Source organism: Virgibacillus sp. W0181 (assembly GCF_051846915.1).
GTDB lineage: Bacteria > Bacillota > Bacilli > Bacillales > Amphibacillaceae > JBPYCR01.
The window spans coordinates 44832-65597 of the sequence record NZ_JBPYCR010000018.1; the positions used below are offsets into that span (position 1 = coordinate 44832).

The 20766-nt window shown below is 35.2% G+C and carries 21 protein-coding genes and 1 riboswitch; of the genes, 10 read left to right on the forward strand and 11 right to left on the reverse strand.

Features of this window, described 5'->3' with window-relative positions; translation table 11 throughout:
* Positions 1-59: 59 nt before the first annotated feature.
* The 3 genes from ACLIBG_RS09600 to ACLIBG_RS09610 are packed head-to-tail and all read left to right on the forward strand — an operon-like array spanning position 60 to position 3567.
* Positions 60-1460 (forward strand): hypothetical protein, encoded by a 1401-nt coding sequence (locus ACLIBG_RS09600; RefSeq protein WP_439312544.1) that lies wholly within the window; start codon positions 60-62, stop codon positions 1458-1460.
* Between the two features lie 6 nt (positions 1461-1466).
* Positions 1467-2882, forward strand: coding sequence for an aromatic amino acid lyase (locus ACLIBG_RS09605; protein ID WP_439312545.1), 1416 nt, complete (start codon positions 1467-1469; stop codon positions 2880-2882).
* 40 nt (positions 2883-2922) lie between these two features.
* Positions 2923-3567 (forward strand): hypothetical protein, encoded by a 645-nt coding sequence (locus ACLIBG_RS09610; RefSeq protein WP_439312546.1) that lies wholly within the window; start codon positions 2923-2925, stop codon positions 3565-3567.
* Between the two features lie 145 nt (positions 3568-3712).
* Here ACLIBG_RS09610 and ACLIBG_RS09615 read toward each other — a convergent pair whose 3' ends face one another.
* The 4 genes from ACLIBG_RS09615 to ACLIBG_RS09630 all read right to left on the reverse strand — a co-directional run bounded on the left by ACLIBG_RS09615 (position 3713) and on the right by ACLIBG_RS09630 (position 6139).
* Positions 3713-4150, reverse strand: a complete 438-nt coding sequence (locus tag ACLIBG_RS09615; protein ID WP_439312547.1) for a cell wall hydrolase — start codon at positions 4148-4150, stop codon at positions 3713-3715.
* Positions 4151-4398: 248 nt separating this feature from the next.
* Entirely contained in the window at positions 4399-4890 is a 492-nt protein-coding gene (locus ACLIBG_RS09620) for a QueT transporter family protein (protein ID WP_439312548.1), read from the reverse strand.
* A gap of 9 nt (positions 4891-4899) precedes the next feature.
* A riboswitch (PreQ1 riboswitch) is annotated at positions 4900-4944 on the reverse strand.
* A gap of 150 nt (positions 4945-5094) precedes the next feature.
* Entirely contained in the window at positions 5095-5643 is a 549-nt protein-coding gene (locus ACLIBG_RS09625; protein WP_439312549.1) for a CBO0543 family protein, read from the reverse strand.
* Between the two features lie 28 nt (positions 5644-5671).
* Positions 5672-6139 carry a CBO0543 family protein gene (locus tag ACLIBG_RS09630; protein ID WP_439312550.1) on the reverse strand — a complete coding sequence of 156 codons (468 nt, stop codon included), beginning with the start codon at positions 6137-6139 and terminating at the stop codon, positions 5672-5674.
* Between the two features lie 180 nt (positions 6140-6319).
* Between ACLIBG_RS09630 and ACLIBG_RS09635 the strand changes: the two genes are divergently transcribed.
* From ACLIBG_RS09635 to hepT, 5 genes are all read left to right on the forward strand, one after another.
* Positions 6320-7321, forward strand: a complete 1002-nt coding sequence (locus tag ACLIBG_RS09635) for a DUF3231 family protein (RefSeq protein WP_439312551.1) — start codon at positions 6320-6322, stop codon at positions 7319-7321.
* A gap of 337 nt (positions 7322-7658) precedes the next feature.
* Complete coding sequence (locus ACLIBG_RS09640; protein WP_439312552.1) at positions 7659-8672, forward strand: glycosyltransferase; 1014 nt, start codon at positions 7659-7661, stop codon at positions 8670-8672.
* A gap of 4 nt (positions 8673-8676) precedes the next feature.
* Entirely contained in the window at positions 8677-9738 is a 1062-nt protein-coding gene (gene selD, locus ACLIBG_RS09645) for a selenide, water dikinase SelD (RefSeq protein WP_439312553.1), read from the forward strand.
* An 85-nt stretch (positions 9739-9823) separates the two neighbouring features.
* Positions 9824-10285, forward strand: a complete 462-nt coding sequence (gene mntA, locus ACLIBG_RS09650; protein WP_439312554.1) for a type VII toxin-antitoxin system MntA family adenylyltransferase antitoxin — start codon at positions 9824-9826, stop codon at positions 10283-10285.
* The gene (gene hepT / locus ACLIBG_RS09655; protein ID WP_439312555.1) at positions 10260-10670 is read left to right on the forward strand and encodes a type VII toxin-antitoxin system HepT family RNase toxin; all 411 of its coding nucleotides are present in this window, start codon (positions 10260-10262) and stop codon (positions 10668-10670) included. The genes mntA and hepT overlap by 26 nt, the downstream gene beginning before the upstream one ends.
* A 74-nt stretch (positions 10671-10744) precedes the next feature.
* Here hepT and ACLIBG_RS09660 read toward each other — a convergent pair whose 3' ends face one another.
* Positions 10745-11479 (reverse strand): SDR family NAD(P)-dependent oxidoreductase, encoded by a 735-nt coding sequence (locus ACLIBG_RS09660; RefSeq protein WP_439312556.1) that lies wholly within the window; start codon positions 11477-11479, stop codon positions 10745-10747.
* A gap of 192 nt (positions 11480-11671) precedes the next feature.
* Between ACLIBG_RS09660 and ACLIBG_RS09665 the strand changes: the two genes are divergently transcribed.
* Positions 11672-12928: a serpin family protein gene (locus ACLIBG_RS09665; protein ID WP_439312557.1), complete on the forward strand. Its 1257-nt coding sequence runs from the start codon at positions 11672-11674 to the stop codon at positions 12926-12928.
* A 300-nt stretch (positions 12929-13228) separates the two neighbouring features.
* Here the strand turns inward: ACLIBG_RS09665 and ACLIBG_RS09670 are convergent, their stop codons facing one another.
* The 6 genes from ACLIBG_RS09670 to ACLIBG_RS09695 form a co-directional block, all read right to left on the reverse strand.
* The gene (locus tag ACLIBG_RS09670; protein ID WP_439312558.1) at positions 13229-13432 is read right to left on the reverse strand and encodes a DUF3888 domain-containing protein; all 204 of its coding nucleotides are present in this window, start codon (positions 13430-13432) and stop codon (positions 13229-13231) included.
* 345 nt (positions 13433-13777) lie between these two features.
* The gene (locus ACLIBG_RS09675) at positions 13778-14557 is read right to left on the reverse strand and encodes a FadR/GntR family transcriptional regulator (protein WP_439312559.1); all 780 of its coding nucleotides are present in this window, start codon (positions 14555-14557) and stop codon (positions 13778-13780) included.
* The gene (locus ACLIBG_RS09680; RefSeq protein ID WP_439312560.1) at positions 14554-15330 is read right to left on the reverse strand and encodes a carbon-nitrogen hydrolase family protein; all 777 of its coding nucleotides are present in this window, start codon (positions 15328-15330) and stop codon (positions 14554-14556) included. Before ACLIBG_RS09680 ends, ACLIBG_RS09675 begins: the two co-directional genes overlap by 4 nt.
* 483 nt (positions 15331-15813) lie before the next feature.
* Entirely contained in the window at positions 15814-16776 is a 963-nt protein-coding gene (speB, locus tag ACLIBG_RS09685; RefSeq protein WP_439312561.1) for an agmatinase, read from the reverse strand.
* Positions 16777-16827: 51 nt separating this feature from the next.
* Entirely contained in the window at positions 16828-18210 is a 1383-nt protein-coding gene (locus ACLIBG_RS09690; protein ID WP_439312562.1) for a purine-cytosine permease family protein, read from the reverse strand.
* Between the two features lie 17 nt (positions 18211-18227).
* Complete coding sequence (locus tag ACLIBG_RS09695) at positions 18228-18401, reverse strand: hypothetical protein (RefSeq protein WP_439312563.1); 174 nt, start codon at positions 18399-18401, stop codon at positions 18228-18230.
* A gap of 350 nt (positions 18402-18751) precedes the next feature.
* Here ACLIBG_RS09695 and lhgO point away from each other — a divergent pair, with 350 nt between their 5' ends.
* The gene (gene lhgO / locus ACLIBG_RS09700; protein ID WP_439312564.1) at positions 18752-19948 is read left to right on the forward strand and encodes an L-2-hydroxyglutarate oxidase; all 1197 of its coding nucleotides are present in this window, start codon (positions 18752-18754) and stop codon (positions 19946-19948) included.
* Positions 19949-20766: the final 818 nt, after the last annotated feature.

A 20766-nucleotide genomic window follows, 5' to 3' on the forward strand; every position in this document is an offset into this window, starting at 1 on the left:
TTCAATCATATTAATGCTGTATGTTGTCGGTTATTATAGATAAGATCAGGGGGAAGGAAATGAAAATAAAGCTTATTGCACCGTTTAAAACATCACTTAACATATTATATTTTAATGCCATGCGTGACCATAAATCATATGTGGAATTTTGGAATAACGTGAAAGAGCAATATAATGACAATGCAAGCATAAATTTTTTACACAGCAAAGAGCGGGAATTTATTTATGAACTGATTAACGAGGATGGAAACTATCTCTCGCCGGAATTATTCACAATAAGTAATGATCCTGTTGTTCAAGAAATACTGGAACTAGCACAAGACCGCTTTATGGAACCATGTAACAAATATGGTATCACATTTGATCACCAATTAAAGGAAACAACCTGCCATATCTTTGATAATACAATAGGGATAATGGAAACAACCATTTATATACATAGGCAAATAGAGATGTTTGATGAACTTGAATTGCGTGCATTTATTAATGATATTCAGTTGTTTTCCAATGAGTTTATGAAGTATGTTAGTCAAAGCTATTATGATAAAAGTCTTCAGCAACTTTTTAACAAAATCAAGTCACTGGATAAAGACCATTACGTTCAAAAGGATCTTACCGATGAGCAGATTTTGAATAAATCTGATAAAAAAGTAAAACGAGGTTTTTTTAAAGCTGAACATGTTGGTATCCCATTGTGGGTTAATAGGACATTGTATGTACCAACTTTTGAAAATGAAACGTTTTTATATCACCATTGGCTTTCATTAGGTAATGAGGGTATTGACCAAGTAGATAAACAAGTGCGGAGAGATGGTTTTTATTTTGGCTGGGGAAACAACTTGGTGATTAACGGATATGAGGAAAAGTTATTATCCTGTGCTGTGGAAGCGTTGAATTTATGTCAATACTATAATGTCGTATTAGATCATATGAATAATCAGCTCTCCAAGTTGATTGGTGAAGTTTATTCCATTAAAGGCAGAGGAAAAGCAGTAAAAAGAATGGAAAAATTGCTGGAAGTAAATATTGAAAATGTGAATCTCATTTTTATGCAATTGAAAGAGCAGGTATTAAACTTACAAGGATATCGAAAAAAATACTTTGAAGAAATATTGTTCAAGTGGAAAATTGATGCAATTAAAGATAGTATTACAAATAAAATAAACTTCAGCAAAGACAGGCTTGATTATTTTTATCGAAAGTATACAAAGTTCAGCAGTACGGTAAGTGAGTCGATTTTGTTTGCGATTGGCGGGATTGCGTTAGTTGATTTCTTTGCAAATGTTTCTCAGTTCTCGAGAACGATTCGTGCCAATCCGGAAATGGCTATACTGGATAACGAATCCATTGGCTTTATTAGGCTGGGAAATGCACTTTCTCCAGACAATATGATCTGGACTGGAATACTGATATTGTTATTTGTTATGTTCGTTTTTGTTTATGTAAAAAGGAGGGGATGATTCTTAATGTATCAACATAGTGAAAAGCTACAGACGCTTATCAAGCATATTATGAAGCAGACGATTCCTGAATATATGACTCAAGCAACAGATCGTGTTAAAAAGGATGCAAAGCACCTGGATGAATTACTTAATCAAGATCACCCACCCAGATTATATGGAGTAAATACACTTGTAGGTCACTTGGATCATGTGTCTATTCATGGAGAAGAAATTAGTGCCTTTCAAACGTATTTGCTAGACAATCACATGATTGGAACGGGGGAAGCATATTCTGATTATGAAACAAGATGTATATCCTATGCGAAGCTACATTCCTTTTCGCTTGGAGGAACAGGAATAACCCCGGATTTATATGAGCATTTGCTACAAGGAATGAAAGAGAAAACAATCAAACCGATTGTACCTAAACATGCGTCCTATTCTAGTGGAGATGTCATTCCGGCAGCCCATTGGGCAAAGGAAGTGGCAAATGTGCTTAAAGAAAAGTACCAATATAGTTTGCAGCGAAAAGAAGGATTGTCGTTGATTAATGGCTCATTTGTCCATGTGGGTATTGCAACTGCCAAACTATTGCTCGTTCAATCGGTATGGAGTTTATACAATTCGAATAGTGTGGAGTATGCAAAGATCCTCAATAAAAAAAGGCATACATATAGTGATAAGGTAATGTTGAATGAAGATGACACGATGAAACATCCTTTAAACTGGATAAAGGAGGGGCTGGACGATACCGGTGATTATACTGTGCAAGATCCTGTATCCGTACGTGCGTACCCACAGGTTGCCAGTGCTTTTTTCAATAGTATTCAAGCTTATATGGATTCTATTGAGGAACAATTGGCTAGAAGATCAGATAATCCAATTATTTTATATGAAGAAGAAGCTGCTTTATCACAGGCCAGCTTTTTGGCACCAATGATCAGTCTGGCGACAAGTCAATTAATTGAGGCACTATTGTTGGCCATGTGGGGAGCGGAAAGAAGACTCCATTTTTTATTAAGTGGGAAAGTAAAAGGAATTCCACTAAATGCTGGTGATGATAACAATGTACTTGGACTCATTCAAGTACCAAAAATGGTCACTGCTATCTTGGAGCAATCCAGATTAATCGGTGGCAGAAGAACTTTTGCTTCAGGAAGCTCCACTTCTTATGGCGTAGAAGATATTTGGACAAATGGGTTATCTACATTGGAAGTCATGGATGAATTGCTCAGAAACATGAATAAAATATTATCGATTGAGAAAACAGTGATTTGTTATATACAAGAGAACTTCCTCGATAGGATTGATGAAGCAGCACCCGGAAAAAACGAACGGCCCGAATCTTTCAGGGAGCAATATGAGCAGGTTATGTATGCTAATATGGAGCAGGAACTGGATATCAATTATAATCAAGCGCCTTTCCATTTGTTTGAGTAATCAAACAGTTGAATAAAAATTATGAATTGGAGCCTTGATTATGATGGAATTGCTGATTTCTTTTCAATGGGAAATTTTTATAGCGCTTGAAGTGCTGTCGTTCGTTTCTTTGCTCGTATTTCTAATCATTCGTTATACGTTAATGAACCAGAAGCTTAGTTCGGTGTTTTTGGCGTTATTTTTTGTTGGCATGATTTTGGAAGTTATGCTCGCCGTGTTTATTTACAGGCAAACAGGAGAAATATCTACATTTACAATTGTTATAGCAATCTTTATTGCGTATGCATGTACGTTCGGTATCTCTGATTTTAAACGCCTCGATCGGTATATTAAACAAAAGATCGGTCAATGGCGCGGTATTAATATGCTGACAGCGGAAGAGATGCGAAAGATAGAGCGAGCAAAAGATCCAAAAGTCATTGCACGGAAAAATCGCTTATGGTGGTATGCGCACGCATCGGTATTTATTATTGCACATTACATATTCTGGATGAATTTCGGGAATTATTCACATGACCTTGCGTATTATCTTGTCGATTGGTCATGGTGGGAAGAGGAAACGGCGATGAATGCGCCTTTTCAAAACGAGATGATTCAGCAAGTAAGTAAGATTTGGATGATTATATTCGCTGTTGATACAGTGGTTAGCTGGTCATATACGTTTTTTCCGGAAAAGGAAAAGTAGTGCCGTTGAATAATAAGCGAATCTCGTAAGGCACCTTACCAACAATAAATCGGCTGATGACGACAAATATAATCTGGTAAAATGGACAGCTTCTACAGTAATTGTTAAGTCAAAATCCCCCACGAGCTGTGAGGGGGTTTTGTTACTATCTATAAGCACTTTCACATGTATTAGCTACTGGTTCATAATAACAATGTTGTTTATATTGTCCTGCAAATGGTTGACCGTACCATGTAGGTGGACATTCACCAAATGGATTAAAGTACCAAAGAGAATATTTGGAAGGATGTTCTCTCCAATATTTTAAAACTTGTCGTGCTAACTTTTTCTCGACCCCTCTAGCAGGGTTATAAAATAAATTACCTTTTTGTACTGCTTCAAATGAATAATTACCACCTTGAATTTGAAAAATAACATCCCGTATAGACCTAACATCCTGAAAATCTAAACAATCAGCTTGTGCTCGATTTACAATGACATTCCCAACCATAAGCATTCCTAGTTTTCCTTCACCCTCGGCTTCTGCTCTCATCATCCTAGCTATTAAATCAATGTCACTTTCGGTGTGTGCTACTCTCGTCACTATCATCACCTCTAAAAGAATTGTATGATAAAAACTTTAAAAAATGTAAGGTTTTCGTAATTCTTATCTAATTGACCTGTACTATTTTCAAGAATCATTTGCAAGGTCAAGTTTGTTTTTTTAGATGTTCATACTTCTAATTGTAGAAGCAAAAAAGTTAAGCCACACACATTTAGGAATAACTAAAATGTGTGTGGCTTTTTTATCTTAAATATAATTTTAAGTATAGGGACGCTGTTCATTTTTCGCTAAACAAGCTGACTAAATTTTAAACGTTTATTTAATGCATATACAATTGGCATCGCTACAGCCATCACAATAAACTCTCCAGCCGCAGTTGTTATCCAAATAAATCCAAATGATAGATCAATTGCCAATACGAGTTTCAGCATTAGAGCAATGATAAACATATTAAACGAAAAGATAATGATATTTAAGCTCATTAATACCCATTTGTTTTTAATGTATTTGCCTACATAAATCGTAATAAGTAACGATAATGCTGTGTGTGACAACCCAAACATCAAATCATAGGCAACCATTGGTGAAAAGAAAAGATTGGCGAAGAAAACGCCTAGCACGATTCCAAAGAAGTATTTTTTGTTGAAAACAACAAGATGATTAAATAACTCTGAAATCCTGAATTGGATATGTGTAAATCCAAATGGAACGATTAACCACGTAACAACCACATACAGGGCGGCTATTAACGCGTTTGTAACAAGTGATTTTGCATTCATATTTAATTATCTCCCTTAGTTTTTTAACGTTGGATGGTTTCGAACAACGTGTTCCCCAAGGAGCAAGTATATCATAATTCCATAAACAATAAAGTGTATTTTGCTGATTTTATATAATGCCGGATTTTTCCCTGTTTTTGAGGCAATGAAAGTATATTTCGGGGGAAAAGTTAGTTTTTAAACGGTTAACGTACCTCAGGACCATCATTTATTATCGTCACCATAACGCTTTTCAAGTTGTTTAAATTTATAGATCACCCATTTGAATACGATGGCTATGAAAATATAAGGGAAAAATGAATATATATGCTTCCATTGATATGGTTCATATATGTGTAGCCACACCAGTAATGGTTCGAAAATAAATGCAAAAACAAATGCGTTAACAGTAGCGGCAATTAAAAAAGTCTTCCATGTATTAAAGTACTGGTAAATGATCATAAAAATTATAGGCATGTGTATGAAATGAATTTCGGCAAGAATAGGGAATGGAATTAAAGTATGAGGGTATCGCCATAACAGTAATGAAACACCTAGTGTGTCCAACATTATTCCTGTTATCGTCACCATAAGCCCGTATGCAATGATCTCAATTATTCTTTTCTTATCTAGAATGAGTATCCATATAACTAAAACACTTACCGCCGTGAAAAAAAGAATCCACCAGTTAATTGAAAATAAGGTTTCGTTTAACCAGTAATCGTTCCTTATATCTCTTAATCGTTCTGCTAATTCGACAATTTCTTTTTGCAACCTTTCCCCCTCCCTTGAATTGGTTTAATTACGAATACTGTGTAGTAATTACTACATTTACTACCCACTTATGATGAATATAAAAAGCGGTAAATAATATCCAATCAGCTGCATAGGAAAAGCCTAAGTTCCACCATAACCCATGTTTTATAAAGCCGATATGTATAAATATAAACTCTAACGCGATAACAAACATAGACCAATAAAATATGTAGCGGGCCATCGTTAATAACGTTTGTTTTGTTGGTATTGCTTGTAGGAAAAAGTATATGACTACAAAATATATTCCAAATGCATTCATTAATTGAATCCCAAATAGTTCTAACGGATTTCCCGGATATTTCCATAGAGGATACACAAACATTAATAAGTCCGTAATAAATGCTAAAATAATACCTATACAACTTGTGAGGATATAAATAGGGAAGTTTTTCTTATATGAGAAAATGAAAAATATTAGCCAGCTTATTGTAAAAGTAATTACCCCAATGAACATTGTTTAGGCATCCTCTTTTCATTGATAGTATTCTTATCCCTACACTATATTTTTTCAATACGCTTTATAAATATACATGGGATTATTTGAATGCCGTACAAGTATTTCCTCAAAAAATAGAATATTTTCGAATGAAAAGGTAAAAATACTATAAAACATGTATTTTTGGAGGAATTTATAGTGGAAACGAACGTACAATTAACATCTGCAGAAATTGGCAGTCTGTGGTCCGCTTATCAAAGTGATTCGATGGCAATACAAGTCCTTAATTATGCAATGAATCACGTTAAGGACGAGGAGATTCGCTCGATATTACAATATGCATTGGACTTATCCCAGAAGAATGTTACATTTATACAGACTCTTTTCACAACGGAACAAATTGCAGTTCCGGAGGGGTATTCGAATCAAGACGTCAATATTAATGCTGCACCCTTATATACGGATGATTTCTTTCTGCTATACATTCAAAACCTTGGTAAATTAGGGATGAATGCCTATACGTTAGCGTTGTCCAACGCAGCGCGTTCGGATGTTTTCCAGTTTTTTAAACAAAGTCTTTCAAACGCAACGGAATTATTAGATCAAGCTGTTCAGATTAAGTTATCCAAAGGAATTTTCACAAGACCACCTTATATCCCTTATCCACAAATGATAGAATATGTCAATAAACAAAATTATTTAAGTGGTGGCTGGTTCAGTGATAAGCGGCCTTTGAATGCTATTGAAATTACTAACTTGTATTTTAATGTTGAAAGAAATACGATAGGAAAGGCGCTTATCACTGGATTCAGCCAAGTTGCCGCCTCTAAAGAAGTTCGGCAATTTATGTCAAAGGGTCGAGACATCTCTAGAAAACATACCGACATTTTTAGCAATCTGTTACGGGAAGATTACTTGACTGTACCTGTAGCGTGGGATGCACAGCCTACTGATTCTACTGAGGCTCCGTTTTCCGACAAGCTTATGATGTTTCATATTTTGACCATGAATGCCTCTGGTATTGGAGAATATGGTACAGCGCTTGGAGTCAGTGAGCGAGCTGATTTGAGTGTCACGTACACACGACTTACGGCAGAGATTGCGAAATTTCTGAAGGATGGTGCTGATATTATGATCAATAATGGGTGGATGGAAAAGCCGCCACAAGCTGCAGATCGAAAACAAATAGCAAAAGGCTAAAGTTTTGAAGGGCCATGGTATATTAATTTTTTTGCTTGGTTAAATGCTATGTTACTCGGAGTTGTTGTTTAATATTTTCGTGCATTTTTTTACTTTTGAGTAGACTGATTTCTAGAGCTTGGAATCGGTCTATTCGTTATGCTGTTATGAATTGTTCGGTGTAATATTTAAATAGATCCAAATCAATTTGTTCGTCTGAATTATACTATTGGCTGTATAATATCATTAAAGGCCGAGTACATTGTTTCGATCGATCACAAAGGCTCTTGGAAATGTAAACGTAGGTAAATGATGCTACAATAGGTGATATAAGTTCAGCAGTTAAAGGATGACATGGATGAAGGTTAAGCTAGTAGTTCCTTTCTTTGATCAACAACGAGGAAACATGGTAACAGGGAATCGTATTTTAGGGGCTTTACGTAACTACGGCATACAAACGGACATTATCAATGCAACAAAAGATGATGAGCCCTTTGTTAATATGGATGAAAACGGAGCAGCGGATCTGTTTCACGGGTTTCATGCATATCAATTTTATAACTTTATGAAGAAAGTATCTTACCCTATCAAGCCCTATTTGATCACCATGACCGGGACGGATTTAAATAAAGATTTGTTTAATGAAAAGAAAAGAGACAAAGTTATTGAAACGTTGAAAGGAGCAGAAGCGATTCACGTGTTTGAGGAACAAGGGAAAAGTACTGTCGTGCGTGAAGTTCCCGAAGTTGCTGATAAACTTTTTGTCATTCCGCAAGGCGTTACTGCATTTCCAAAAATAGAATCCCCACATATGAAAGAGAATGGGACGTTTTTATTTATCCTGCCGGCAGGGCTCCGGAAAATAAAAAATATTACAAGTGCCATTTTTATGCTCGAAATATTAAGGGAAAAACACCATCACATTCGGTTATGGCTTGTTGGACCGATCATTGAAAAAGATGAAGGGGAAGTTATAAAAGAACTAGTCGAAAAGCATAGCGATTGGATAAAATACGTGGGTCAAATCCCTCATAAAGAAATGGGTGCGCTTTTTAGACAAGGTGATGTCGTGTTAAATACATCCATCTCGGAGGGACAACCGTCTGCTATATTGGAAGCAATGGCCGAGGGTACTCCGACACTTGTATCGGATAATAATGGTAATCGCAGTATAATAATGAATGAAGAAAATGGATTTGTTTATCGCGATGAAGAGGAATTTATTATGTATGCCCAAAGGTTGGTTGAAGACCTTGCTTTGAAAAAAAGTATCGGAGAGCGGGGCAAGGCATATGTGAATAAGCATCATTCGCTAGACCAAGAAATACAATCATTTATAACGATTTATAAACAAATAGTAAAAGGGAGCTGATCATATGACAGAGAAACTGATTAAGAAAGATCAAGTGAAATTAACATCACTATCCAGCAAAGGTGGCTGTGGATGTAAAATAAACCCATTGGATTTATCGGAAGTATTACGACAATTGCCAAAAACAAGTAATGATCCGAACCTGCTTGTAGGTTTAGATACATCTGATGACGCGGGTGTTTATCGAATAAATGATGATGTTGCACTTGTTCAAACGCTTGATTTTTTCACACCTATTGTGGATGACCCGTACATGTTTGGACAAATTGCCGCTGCCAATGCGTTAAGTGATGTTTATGCGATGGGTGGTACTCCGTTAACGGCAATGAATATTGTCGGCTTTCCAATCGATACGTTGGATAAACAAATTTTAACGGATATTTTAACCGGTGCTTCCCACAAGGTAACGGAAGCTGGCGCGACGCTCGTAGGTGGACATTCCATTGATGATAAAGAGCCGAAGTTTGGTTTATCTGTAACAGGAACGGTTCATCCAAATAAAATAAAAACAAACAATGGCGCGCAAGTAGGCGATAAACTAATTTTAACGAAACCAATTGGTGTTGGTATTTTGACAACGTCCATTAAAAAAGACATGCTCACAGAAACTGAATTAAATAACTTGATGGAATTATTGGCAACATTAAATAAAACAGCTGCGGAAACGATGCAAGCATACACTGTTCATGCTTCTACAGATGTTACAGGTTTCAGTTTGCTTGGTCATGCATCAGAAATGGCGAAAGGAAGCGATGTCGGTATTACAATTCACAAAGACAACGTTCCATTATTGGAGCGGGTCAGAGAGTTGGCAGAACAGTCCATTATTCCGGGCGGTGCAAAGAAAAATCACCAATGGTTGAGTGATAAAGTTGTTTATGATGATGCAATTGATGAAGTTGATCAGCTTATACTAAGTGATCCCGTAACTTCCGGCGGATTGCTCATTGCAGTGCCAGCAGATGAGGCAGAAGCATTACAAAGTGAACTTCAAAATAAAAACGTACCTGCAGCTATTGTAGGGACAGTAACGGAAGAAAATACAGGGATGATTCACGTCGAATAAAAGGCTCTTTTAAAGAGTCTTTTTTTCTTTTTCGGTTTAAGGGAAATAGTATTATCCAATGTTTTCCTTATCATGTATTGTTATCATGTATTGTTGTATAATAAAGGAAGAAGGGGTGAATAGATTGTTAGAACAAGCTCAAATAGAGAAAATTAAACTCTTTTTAGTGGATGAACTTGCTCCATACTTTATTATCTTGTTTGGCTCAACAGTAGAGAAGAACCCACAACAAGCAAATGATATTGATCTTGCATTTTTAAGCAAAAAAAAACAAACGCCGTACGAGTTATTTTTAACTGCTCAAAAGTTAGCAAGTATGTTAGATAAGGATGTTGATTTAATCGATCTTAATCAAGCTTCAACGGTTTTTCAGCTGCAAATCATTCATTATGGGAAAGTAATATATTGTTGCGATAAGAAAAAACGGATGGAATTTGAAATGAAAGTGTACAAAATGTATGCGAAGTTAAATGAAGAAAGAGAAGTCATTATGCAAACGATCAAGGAGGATGGGATAATATATGGAAAACGATGTTCTATTGAATAAAGCGCATACGATTGAACGGTGTATTATTCGAATCCAGGAAGTGTATGAAAACAATCCGAAATCGTTGCACAATTATACGAAGCAGGATTCTATTATATTGAATATTCAACGTGCATGTGAAGCTAGTATAGATATGGCTATGCATGTAATAGCAAAACGTAAACTAGGAGTTCCTCAATCGAGTCGGGATGGGTTTCACCTATTGGCGGACAATGGGGTAATAAACAAGACATTATGTGAGAATATGAAAGCAATGGTAGGTTTTAGAAATATCGCAGTACATGATTATACACGAATGCAGATCGAAATCGTTGAGAAAATTATTGAAAAACATTTACAGGACTTTGACGATTTTAAGGCAGCGATCATAAAAGATTTGCAATAAGGTTCTCGTTTGCTCACGATGAAGTGGTAATAAAATGATTCCCGCCTTTGTTAGCAGGAATCATTTTGGAGTCGTTACATTGCTGAGTACCCACCATCAATGGCTAGTTCAGCACCGGTAATATAGGATGCCTCATCGCTTGCTAAAAAGAGAATCGCATTGGCGACGTCTTCCGGCTGACCTAATCTCCCCAATGGAGTTAATGCATTAATTTGGCTTAACTGTCCTTCACTTGATTTTAAACCTTTTGTCATTGGTGTTTCGATCACTCCCGGAAATACGGCATTCACTCGTATTCCACGCTTACCATATTCGACAGCAGCCGCTTTGGAAATGGCGCGAACCGAACCTTTTGAGGCTGAATATGAATTCAAGCCCATTCCAATTTGTGCGGTAACAGAAGATAAGTTTACAATTGATCCTTGCTTGTTCCTTTCCATCGCAGGTGCAACATATTTGATGCCCATCATGGCGCCAAAGCCATTAATTTTTGAAAGAAACTCCCAATCCTTATAATTTATTTCAGTGATGGGCTTTTCCGAAGTAACTCCGGCATTATTAATTAAAATATCGATTTTTCCAAAGTCATTTACCACCTTTTCCACGAGTGACTGCCAATCTTCTTCTGCAGATACGTCCAGCTTCATCCCGTGTATATTTTCGTTTTCACTAATCTTATCCAATGCATCCTGATTAATATCGGCAGCAATGACAGTCGCACCTTCACCTGTAAACATGGTCGCCATTTCCGCACCTATCCCAGATGCACCACCAGTAATTATCGCTACTTTTCCATCAAGTCTTGCCATGATTTAATCCCTCCAAGAATGATTCTAAATTGCTTGTATTGTTTTTAATGTCGACTTAGTATATACGTTAAAGGCTATATTATAGATGTTCCACATAACTAGTCGTTAAAAACGTGTTGATTGAAACGTACATAAAATGTCCATAATTGAAGCATATTGCTACAAAACTGGGAGAAAGGGCAGGATAGAAAAATGAAAAAACAATTGTTGCCGCTTTTATTCGGAATTTTATTCATTTTGGGAAGCTGTGGAACAGGAGCGAATCAGGACGAAAACGATACGTCTAGAGATGCAGTTTTTGATTCGAACGATTATAAGCAAATCGTTCAACCAAACAACGAACTTGGTTTCAAGCTAATGGGGTTAGTCGATGCCGATGAGCATCTTAATATATTTATTTCACCGACAAGTTTATTGATGGCTTTAGGGATGGTATACAACGGAGCTGACGGGGAAACGAAGGCAGAGATTTCTAACGCATTGCAAGTAGAAGGAATAACGGTTGATGAGTTGAATAAAGCAAATGCTTCGCTACTGGGGGCATTAAATAAAGATACGGACGAAATAAAAACAAGTGTAGCCAATTCAATTTGGCTGAACAAACGCTTTCACTTTCAGGATGCTTTTAGACAAAATAATGAAGCTTTTTTTCAGGCGAAAATTGAGACAATAGATGTTATGGATAACGAGTCTGCAGAGTCGATAAATGAATGGGTGAAAAACGCAACGAACAAAAAGATTACTGACATTATACAAGCTCCCCTAAATCCTGATTTGGTTGCTATTCTTATTAATGCTATTTATTTTAAAGGCGACTGGAAATATGAATTTGCGAAAGAATTAACGGAAGAAAAGAATTTTTATCTGGATGATGGAACTTCAGAACCGGTACCCTTTATGATTATGAATGACAAAAAGCTTCGCTATATGGAAAATGGTCAATTCCAAACAGTCGCTCTTCCCTATGGGGAAAATGAGGATATGAGTATGCATATCTTTTTGCCAAAGGAAGCGATCAGTATGGATGAATTTCGTCAAACTCTTACTACGGAGAATTGGAAGAGTTGGAATGATGAGCTGCGGCAAAAGAAAGGAACACTTATGCTTCCGAAGTTCCAGCTGGAATATGAAGTACTCCTGAATGATGCTTTAAAATCACTCGCAATGAACGCCGCATTCGGTCGTGAAGCTGATCTTTCGAAAATGATTGAAGAAGATGAGAAAATTTGGATAGATACTGTAAAACAAAAAACATTTATCGAAGTAGACGAAGAAGGAACAGAAGCGGCGGCAGTGACGTCTGCGGAAGTCGTGATGGAGTCTATTACTAATGATGAACCTTTTCATATGGATGTCAACCGTCCATTTTTCATAGCGATTCAGGACAATAAAACCGATGCAATTTTATTTATGGGGGAAATAGCGTACCCGGAACAGAGAAAAGAATGATTAATTTCTATTCGTATGCCGAAGTTCTTTGTTGCAAGGGAAAGGGCGGGCATGTTTGTAGGAGTTGATCGATCGCGCATGAGGCTCGGATTTGTTCAAGTGATTTTCACCCCCGGTGAGTTAACATTGCTTCATCGGAGGTGGTTTTCAATTATTGGATGATGATTCCACGACTGTTTCTCATGTTCCCAAGAGCGTTTCTATCCTTTTGGCGCGCGATTCCGTGTTATTATACCCCTCCACTAAAAACAAAGCCGGGCAATAACCAGGGATTACTAATGGAGTTTTATGCCTTATGCCTTATTTAAAATAAGGTTTTGGATATGTTTTTATATGCTCACAGTCTATTAGTTCACCATCTGCGCTGACGAAGATAGTATCTTCTCTATACGTAATATGAGCGCGGTAATATGGCAGTACTTTAAGTGTGATTTCATATGCTCCACCTCCACCAAATAAAATAATTGTTTTATCTTTATTATTTCCGTTTGATAGGAAGACCATGTTTAGCTTTCCGGAGCATCTTCATCATCTTTATAAATTTCAGTTATTGCTATATCGATTGGCTCTCTATTACTGCAATGAAGTTTTTTATCATCGTTCACCTCTGTTTTGTTTTTGACACAGAACAGAGTTTATTCACGTATGCTGAAAAAGTCGTTCTAGCTCAACTCCTGTTATGTTAAATCAAAAACCAAAATGGAACAACCAATGGTTATCGACATACATGACTATGAGGAGTCCGATTAAAATGCCCAAAACGCTAAATTCATCGGAAATCACTAAACTGTTTTAGCATCAGGTGAAAAGAAAAAACCATGAGGAACTTCTATGTTATTCATGGTTTTTTCACTGCAAAGAAAGCTTTTGAGGTAGCAATTGTGAGTGGTACAAGTAGTTGACTTTCTTTTGAACATTGCCTAAATGAATTAGGCATTGAATTTTTGCCAATTCAGGTTGTCCATCCTTTATTGCTTTAAAGATGTTTTTATGTTCTTTATAAACATCTTGTCTTTTTCTGTTTAAACCCAAATTTTGTTTTAAAGTTATTTCCAAAGTTTTTTGGTACATATCTGACAAACTATCCATCAGCTTTATCATAATAGGATTGTGTGTGGTGTTTATCATTGTCTTGTGAAACTCAAAATCTTCAAGTTGACCAGTTTGATCCGGCGACTCTAAAGCTACTTTAAATTTTCTTAAAGATTCTTCAAGTTGAATAATATCATCGGTAGTTCTTCTTTCTGCAGCCATAAACGCAGCTTCAGACTCAAGGATAAATCTAACCTCGAAAAGATATTTAATCTCTTGGTACTCTCTAGTTTGGATATTTATACTGTTTATTAAAGGAGTCAAATTGGTTTCATGAATAAAATGTCCTCCACCTTGTTTGGAAGATAAGATTCCTAGAGACTTTAATACACTTAAGGATTCTCGTATAGTAGACCTTCCGACTTTAAATTTTTCTGCAAGTTTATTCTCTGAAGGCAAACGTGAAAAAAGAGGATATTCACCTGTTTCAATTCTCAACATAATTTCTTTAACAATTAGTTGTGATAATTTTACATTTTCAATATTTCTCACCCCCTGTAATTTAGTTCCAATAGTCATACATAAGTTCAGTTTCAATCAATTAAACTCTTGTATTTATTTGGCCGTCTATTTTCCAAATAATTTAATTTACTGTCAATTGGTTTGTTATTTATTTCCACTATTTCAATTTGCTCTTGATTAGTGTCTAATTTGGTTATTTCACCATTTGTTTTTACTGCAATACTTTCCCCAAAGAATTGTAAAGGTGATTCCTTACCTATTCGATTACAAACAATGACGGGAATTTCATTTTCAAAAGTTCTGCTCTGTGCATAAATAAATTGATGATAGCTATACGGAAGCATATTTGCAGTAGGAACTAAAATATAATCAGCACCTTTTAAGGCTAAGGTTCTTGCTACTTCAGGAAATTCTAAATCATAGCAAATCATAATACCAATATTCCCTATGCTTGTTTTAAATACCTCTATTGAATCACCTTCACTTATATATTTTTTTTCATCAAAAAATAAGTGGGTTTTTCTATATGTACCTACGAATTTTCCATTGCAGTTAATTAACATAGCCGAAATGTAATAATTATCTTTATCTTTTTCTATAAAAGATATAACGGAATAAATCTTGTATAAGCTGCACATTTCCTTTATTTTTTTAATGTAACCACTGTTTTCTGTTTGGTAAACATTCTCAACTATTTTGTCTACATTATACCCTGTTAACATTAATTCTGGAAATAAAATTAAATCTGCCTTTCCCGAAACCTTAGCAATTGATTTTTCAATTATGTTTAAATTATGATCAAGATCACCTAACATTGGGGTTGTTTGGCAAATTGCAATTTTCCACATTTGTATATCTCCTTATACATACATATTGAAAAGTCTACTATTTCAAATAATTCATCATCTTTAATTAAAAATGCTGACTAATATATCATGTTTCCAATTAGTCGTATAATCTACTTTTAGTTAAAAAGTATTATTATAAAATAAAACTAAATACCTTTAAAATTAAATTTCTAAAAATTAACAATACTGAAGTGATTATTATTGTAATAGCAATAAATGAGTTGAACAATCACAGTTAAATAGATTAAGGGTAAATGTTGTTACTCTCTCTAATAACTATAATTGTTGGTGAATCTGCATCTAATTTAATTGATTGTAGGTAGTCATTGAGATAGTATGATTTACTGTATATACCAATGACTACCAAAACTTAAACATTCATGTAATGCAACTTCAAACATTTTTACCGAACACTTCTGTTATGCTGGACAAAACATAAGTAATGTTTCCTTCACTAAATATTTGGTGGTTCAATAAATGCAATTAATTATTCTTCCTTGAAGCTATAGAGCCAAGGAAATCTACTACAAACCTTACTGCACTGATTGCTGTAATATCTGGGTGGTCGTAAGGTGGAGCAAATTCAACAACATCAAGACCAATAACATCTTCTTTTCCTAGTCGTTCAATTGCTAAAATCATCTCACGCGTTGTCATACCACCAGGGGTAGGGGCAACGGTTCCTGGACTGTGCGAAGAGTCTAGACAATCCATGTCAATAGAAATATAAATACCATCTGTATCTTTGGAGGCAATTTTAATAGCCTCTTCTATTATTTTTTCGATACCTTGCTTGTATATATCTCTCATTGTAAAGTAGCTAATGTTTTGTTCTATTACATATTCAAGTTCTGCTTTTGGATTTGTAGGTCCATGAGGACCAATAATTACAGTGTTTTCTGGTTTAAAGCAATTAAGTTCCATTGTTCGTGTTACTGGACAACAGTGACTCCATTTATCGCCATCTATATCTGTTGCTGTATCAAAATGAGCGTCAAACATAATGAAACCATAATTACCTGAAGGATTGAATTCATTTACAGCTTTTGTTCCACTTACCGTGACTAGGTGTTCTCCGCCGACAATGACAGGCATCGCTCCTCCATGTAGAATTTCCAACACACTGTCTTTACCCCGTTGAACTGTTTCATATCCAGAGCCTATCTTAACATCGACATCACCACAGTCTTTTAAATTAAAAGCTTTTACTACATCTACATCATAATCAAAGTGATAAGGTATTACACTAGATGAAACATCTCTAAATTTACGTGGCCCCATTGTTGATCCAGGCCGAGTAATGGTTGTTCCGTCAAAAGGTATTCCTATTACAGCAGCTTTTACACCTTCGTTTTTTATAATATCTCTTTTCGGTTGTATAATCGGGGTTTTCATAAAAGTTGATATGCCCCCATGTAATACTGAACTCCAAGTATCATTGGTCATTGTAAATCCTCCTATTACGTATTATTGAAAAGTTAACAAATATTAATATTTTCATGCAACCTTTTTTTCTTTTGGGTTAAATGTATACCCGCCATAAGGATATTTAGAAAAGAAATACTTTGCTAGAATAATATACAATATACCCGAAAAAACCATTGAAGGGATTGTAGCGGTTATATATTGGAATATTGCATGACCTGATGCAAATGAAACAGAATCTAAACCACTTAGCCAGCCGCCAAGATACACCCATAGTAACATTCCGAAAATATGAGCTATGAAAGCAATGGGGTTGTACCCTTTCCAATAAGTATATTTACCTTTTGAGTAGTAACAATCTTTCACACTTATCTTCTCTTTTCTAAGAAAGAAGTAATCTGCCATTGCTACTGCCCAATAAGGACCGGCCAGTAAACCTACAAATACAAGTATTAAATCAAAGAAATTTTGTAGACTGGACACATAAATAAATATAGTGGATGGTAAGCTAATAGAAATTGCTACAATATTATAATTCCATTTAGGGAATACAGATAGTACTGCCATAATGCCTGCGTATAATAACAAAGCAATACTTGTGATAGTCCCCAGTAAAATTACTATTAAACCGGATAATCCCATACCGAGTTCAGTAGCCCATACTGAAGGATCAATTTCCCCTGTTAACAAAGTAGCCATGCCACCAACAAGACCAAGTAGTATTCCTACAGACATTAAGCCAATATATGTTGACCAAAACGCTCTTCTTTGAGAACTAGCAAATTTATTCCAAGCACCTAAATAAGGTTGCCAAGCGACAGCAAATGCTACTAAAGCTTCTAGAACAAAAGCCCAGCCGATATCGTAAGTTGGTTTCACATTCATCATTTGATTCCAGTAATGAGGTTGTAACAAGTTTACTAACAAATAAATAGCTAAAATTATTAATAGGGGGACTGTTAATTTGGCTAGTCTAAACCCATTTTTTGGTGATAGCATTAGTAGTATTATTGGTATTGCTAAACCTAGAAATGCATATAAACTATAATCACCAGTAAAAGTAACCCCTCCAGAAATTGTATTAACCAATTGTTTAGTGGCACTACCAGTCATGGCAGCCATTATCCCCATCCAGCCGAAATTGATTCCAACTAAAATTATAACCCCAAATAAGGAACCTTTTATTCCGAAAGTGGGTCTTAATGCAATAATCTCATCAATACCATATTTTGCAGACCGCTGAGATGACCAAGAAACTACTGTATAAGCCGCGAAATTAGTGAAGACAGTTAATACTATGGTCGGGATTAAACCAATTGATGGTGCATAACCACTTGCAACTAAAAAAGTTGTTAACAGCACACTCCCGCCAGCCCACAACCAAAATAAAGACCATGCACCCTCTGTTCTTTTATCTAGTGGCAAAGGGAATATACTTTCTCCTGTTTTATTCATTCTTACCCTCCTTAAAATTATGAAATGTAATTAATAAACCAAATAACTGAAACAATAAATGGAAAAAAACCTACAAATAATAGTAATAAATGATCCTTTTTACTGACATCATCAGATATCAATTCGTCATCTGAAGGAATTTCCTGATCCAAGCGATCGTTTAGTTCATCATTTATCTTAACTGTTTCCATAGCTAATCCCCCTTTCAGATTTACTTTATATAAAAGCATAAAAACCAGGTAAGTAATCAACGAAACATGTATGACAACAAAAAATAAATTGTACTACCATTTTATGTAATATAGTGGTAAACAAATCACTACATCCAAATTGAATGCGTTTTCACTACAAATAAAGAGTACACCACTGGTTTATTTTTGTCAATATATTTTAAATACATTAAATTGTATGATATATATTGTAAAGTTGTACGACAACTTAATTCACTTTGTGATACAATACTTATAATTGGTTAGCGAATAACATAATCAATTAACAACATAAAGTTTGAAAGAATAATATAATATGGAGTGATTTTAAAATGCATTACGATTTCTTAGTTATAGGTGGCGGAATTGTTGGGTTGTCGACTGCTATGGCTCTTTTAGAAAGGAATCCTAACTCGAAATTATTACTAGTAGAAAAAGAAGAAGATGTCGCATGCCATCAAACTGGCAGAAACAGCGGAGTTATTCATTCAGGTATCTATTACAAACCCGGTAGTTTGAAGGCAGAGTTTGCTAGAGAAGGAAGCAAAAAATTATTGAGATACTGCAAAAAACATTCAATAGAATATGATGTTTGCGGAAAAGTTATCGTAGCAACAGAAGAAGAAGAGATACCACAACTTAAAAACCTTTACAACAGGGCTCTTCAAAACGGCTTAAAAGTAAATAAATTGAATAAAGACATTCTTAACGATATTGAGCCTCATTGTGATGGCTTAGAGGCTTTAGAAGTACCTGCTACTGGAATAATTAATTTTAAGGCTGTTGCAAAATCGTTTGCAAAGACTATTAAAATAAATGGGGGCGAAATTAAATGTGGGACAGAAGTACTCGATATAAAGGAAAACAACAATGAGATAGAAGTGACAACAGGAGAAGGAGAAATATACACTAAGTATCTAGTTAATTGTGCTGGTCTTTTTTCAGATCGTATCTCCCAAATAGCCGGCTTAAATCCTGAACTGAAAATTATACCATTTAAGGGGGAGTATTATAAAATAAAGAGTGAAAAGTCATACCTTGTTAATAATCTAATTTACCCGGTTCCCAACCCAAAATTCCCTTTCTTAGGTGTACATTTTACACGTATGATGAATGGAGAAGTCCATGTTGGACCTACCGCTGTTCTTTCTTTGAAAAGAGAGGGTTATAAGAAGTTAGACATTAATTTCAAAGATATAATGGATACGGTTACATATCCAGCTTTTTGGAAAGTCGCAAAAGAGAATTTCAAATATGGTGTAGATGAAATGTTCCAATATGCAAATAAAAAATATTTTTTGAAATCAGCAAAACGATTATTGCCAGAATTGAGATTAAAAGATCTAATGCCCACAGAAACAGGGGTAAGAGCCCAAGCTTTAACTAAAGATGGCAAACTTTTAGATGATTTTAAAATTCTAAGAACCAATCGCGGAATACATGTTTGTAATGCGCCTTCTCCTGCTGCGACTGCATCTATATCGATTGGTGAATATGTGGCTAATCATTTTGAAGAAAGTTGTTTATAAAGATCTCTTATTAAAAATAGCTACAGATATTCAAAACACGAGATGAATAAAAAATGATTCGACAACATGTTTTAAGAAAACGACGCCTATCAATTTTTTAGTTTTTTATAGTTTATACAAATCGTCTATAAATACAAGTTTAAATAGAAGGATAAAAATGACCGCGATGCTCGTGGGAGTGAAGTATTTTGAGTGATGGAGTGTATATTTTAAATACATAAGCAGTTGAAACACAAGCTACCGACGAAGTTCGATGTGTCATTTTTACCGGACTTTTTGACCAACGGTGTTAATTAACCTTTATTTTTCAGACTATACAAAGTAGATTACCGTATAACCTGTCATAATTACACTTTAAAGGTGAACGTAGGGATTCGCACTTGAAGAGGGAAATATACTTAACTGTTAAATTATTACATTCGTAATATTTACGTATGTTATTACGTAAATATATACTATTGTAGTGTGAGAAAAGGATCATCTCATTTAAAATACAGAGGTTATCAGATTTTGATATAACTATATAAAAATTTATTGTTGTCTGTTTAAACGTATAACCACTTTTTAGAATAGTTCTTTCTATGTAATACAGCTTGTTTAAATTATATAATGATGATTAAAGATTAAACTTTTCTACCATTTAAGTTACCTGCGTTATAAACTCAACTCAAAAACCAAAAGGGAAAAAACAGGCTCTACAATAAATAGTGTTGGTGAAGAAAATTCACTAACACTATTTTTTAGTATAAAAATAGAAAACAAGTGAGTTTCCCTTTAGAATTAAAGTCGACCAAAACCAAATCCAGGAGGGAAATCAC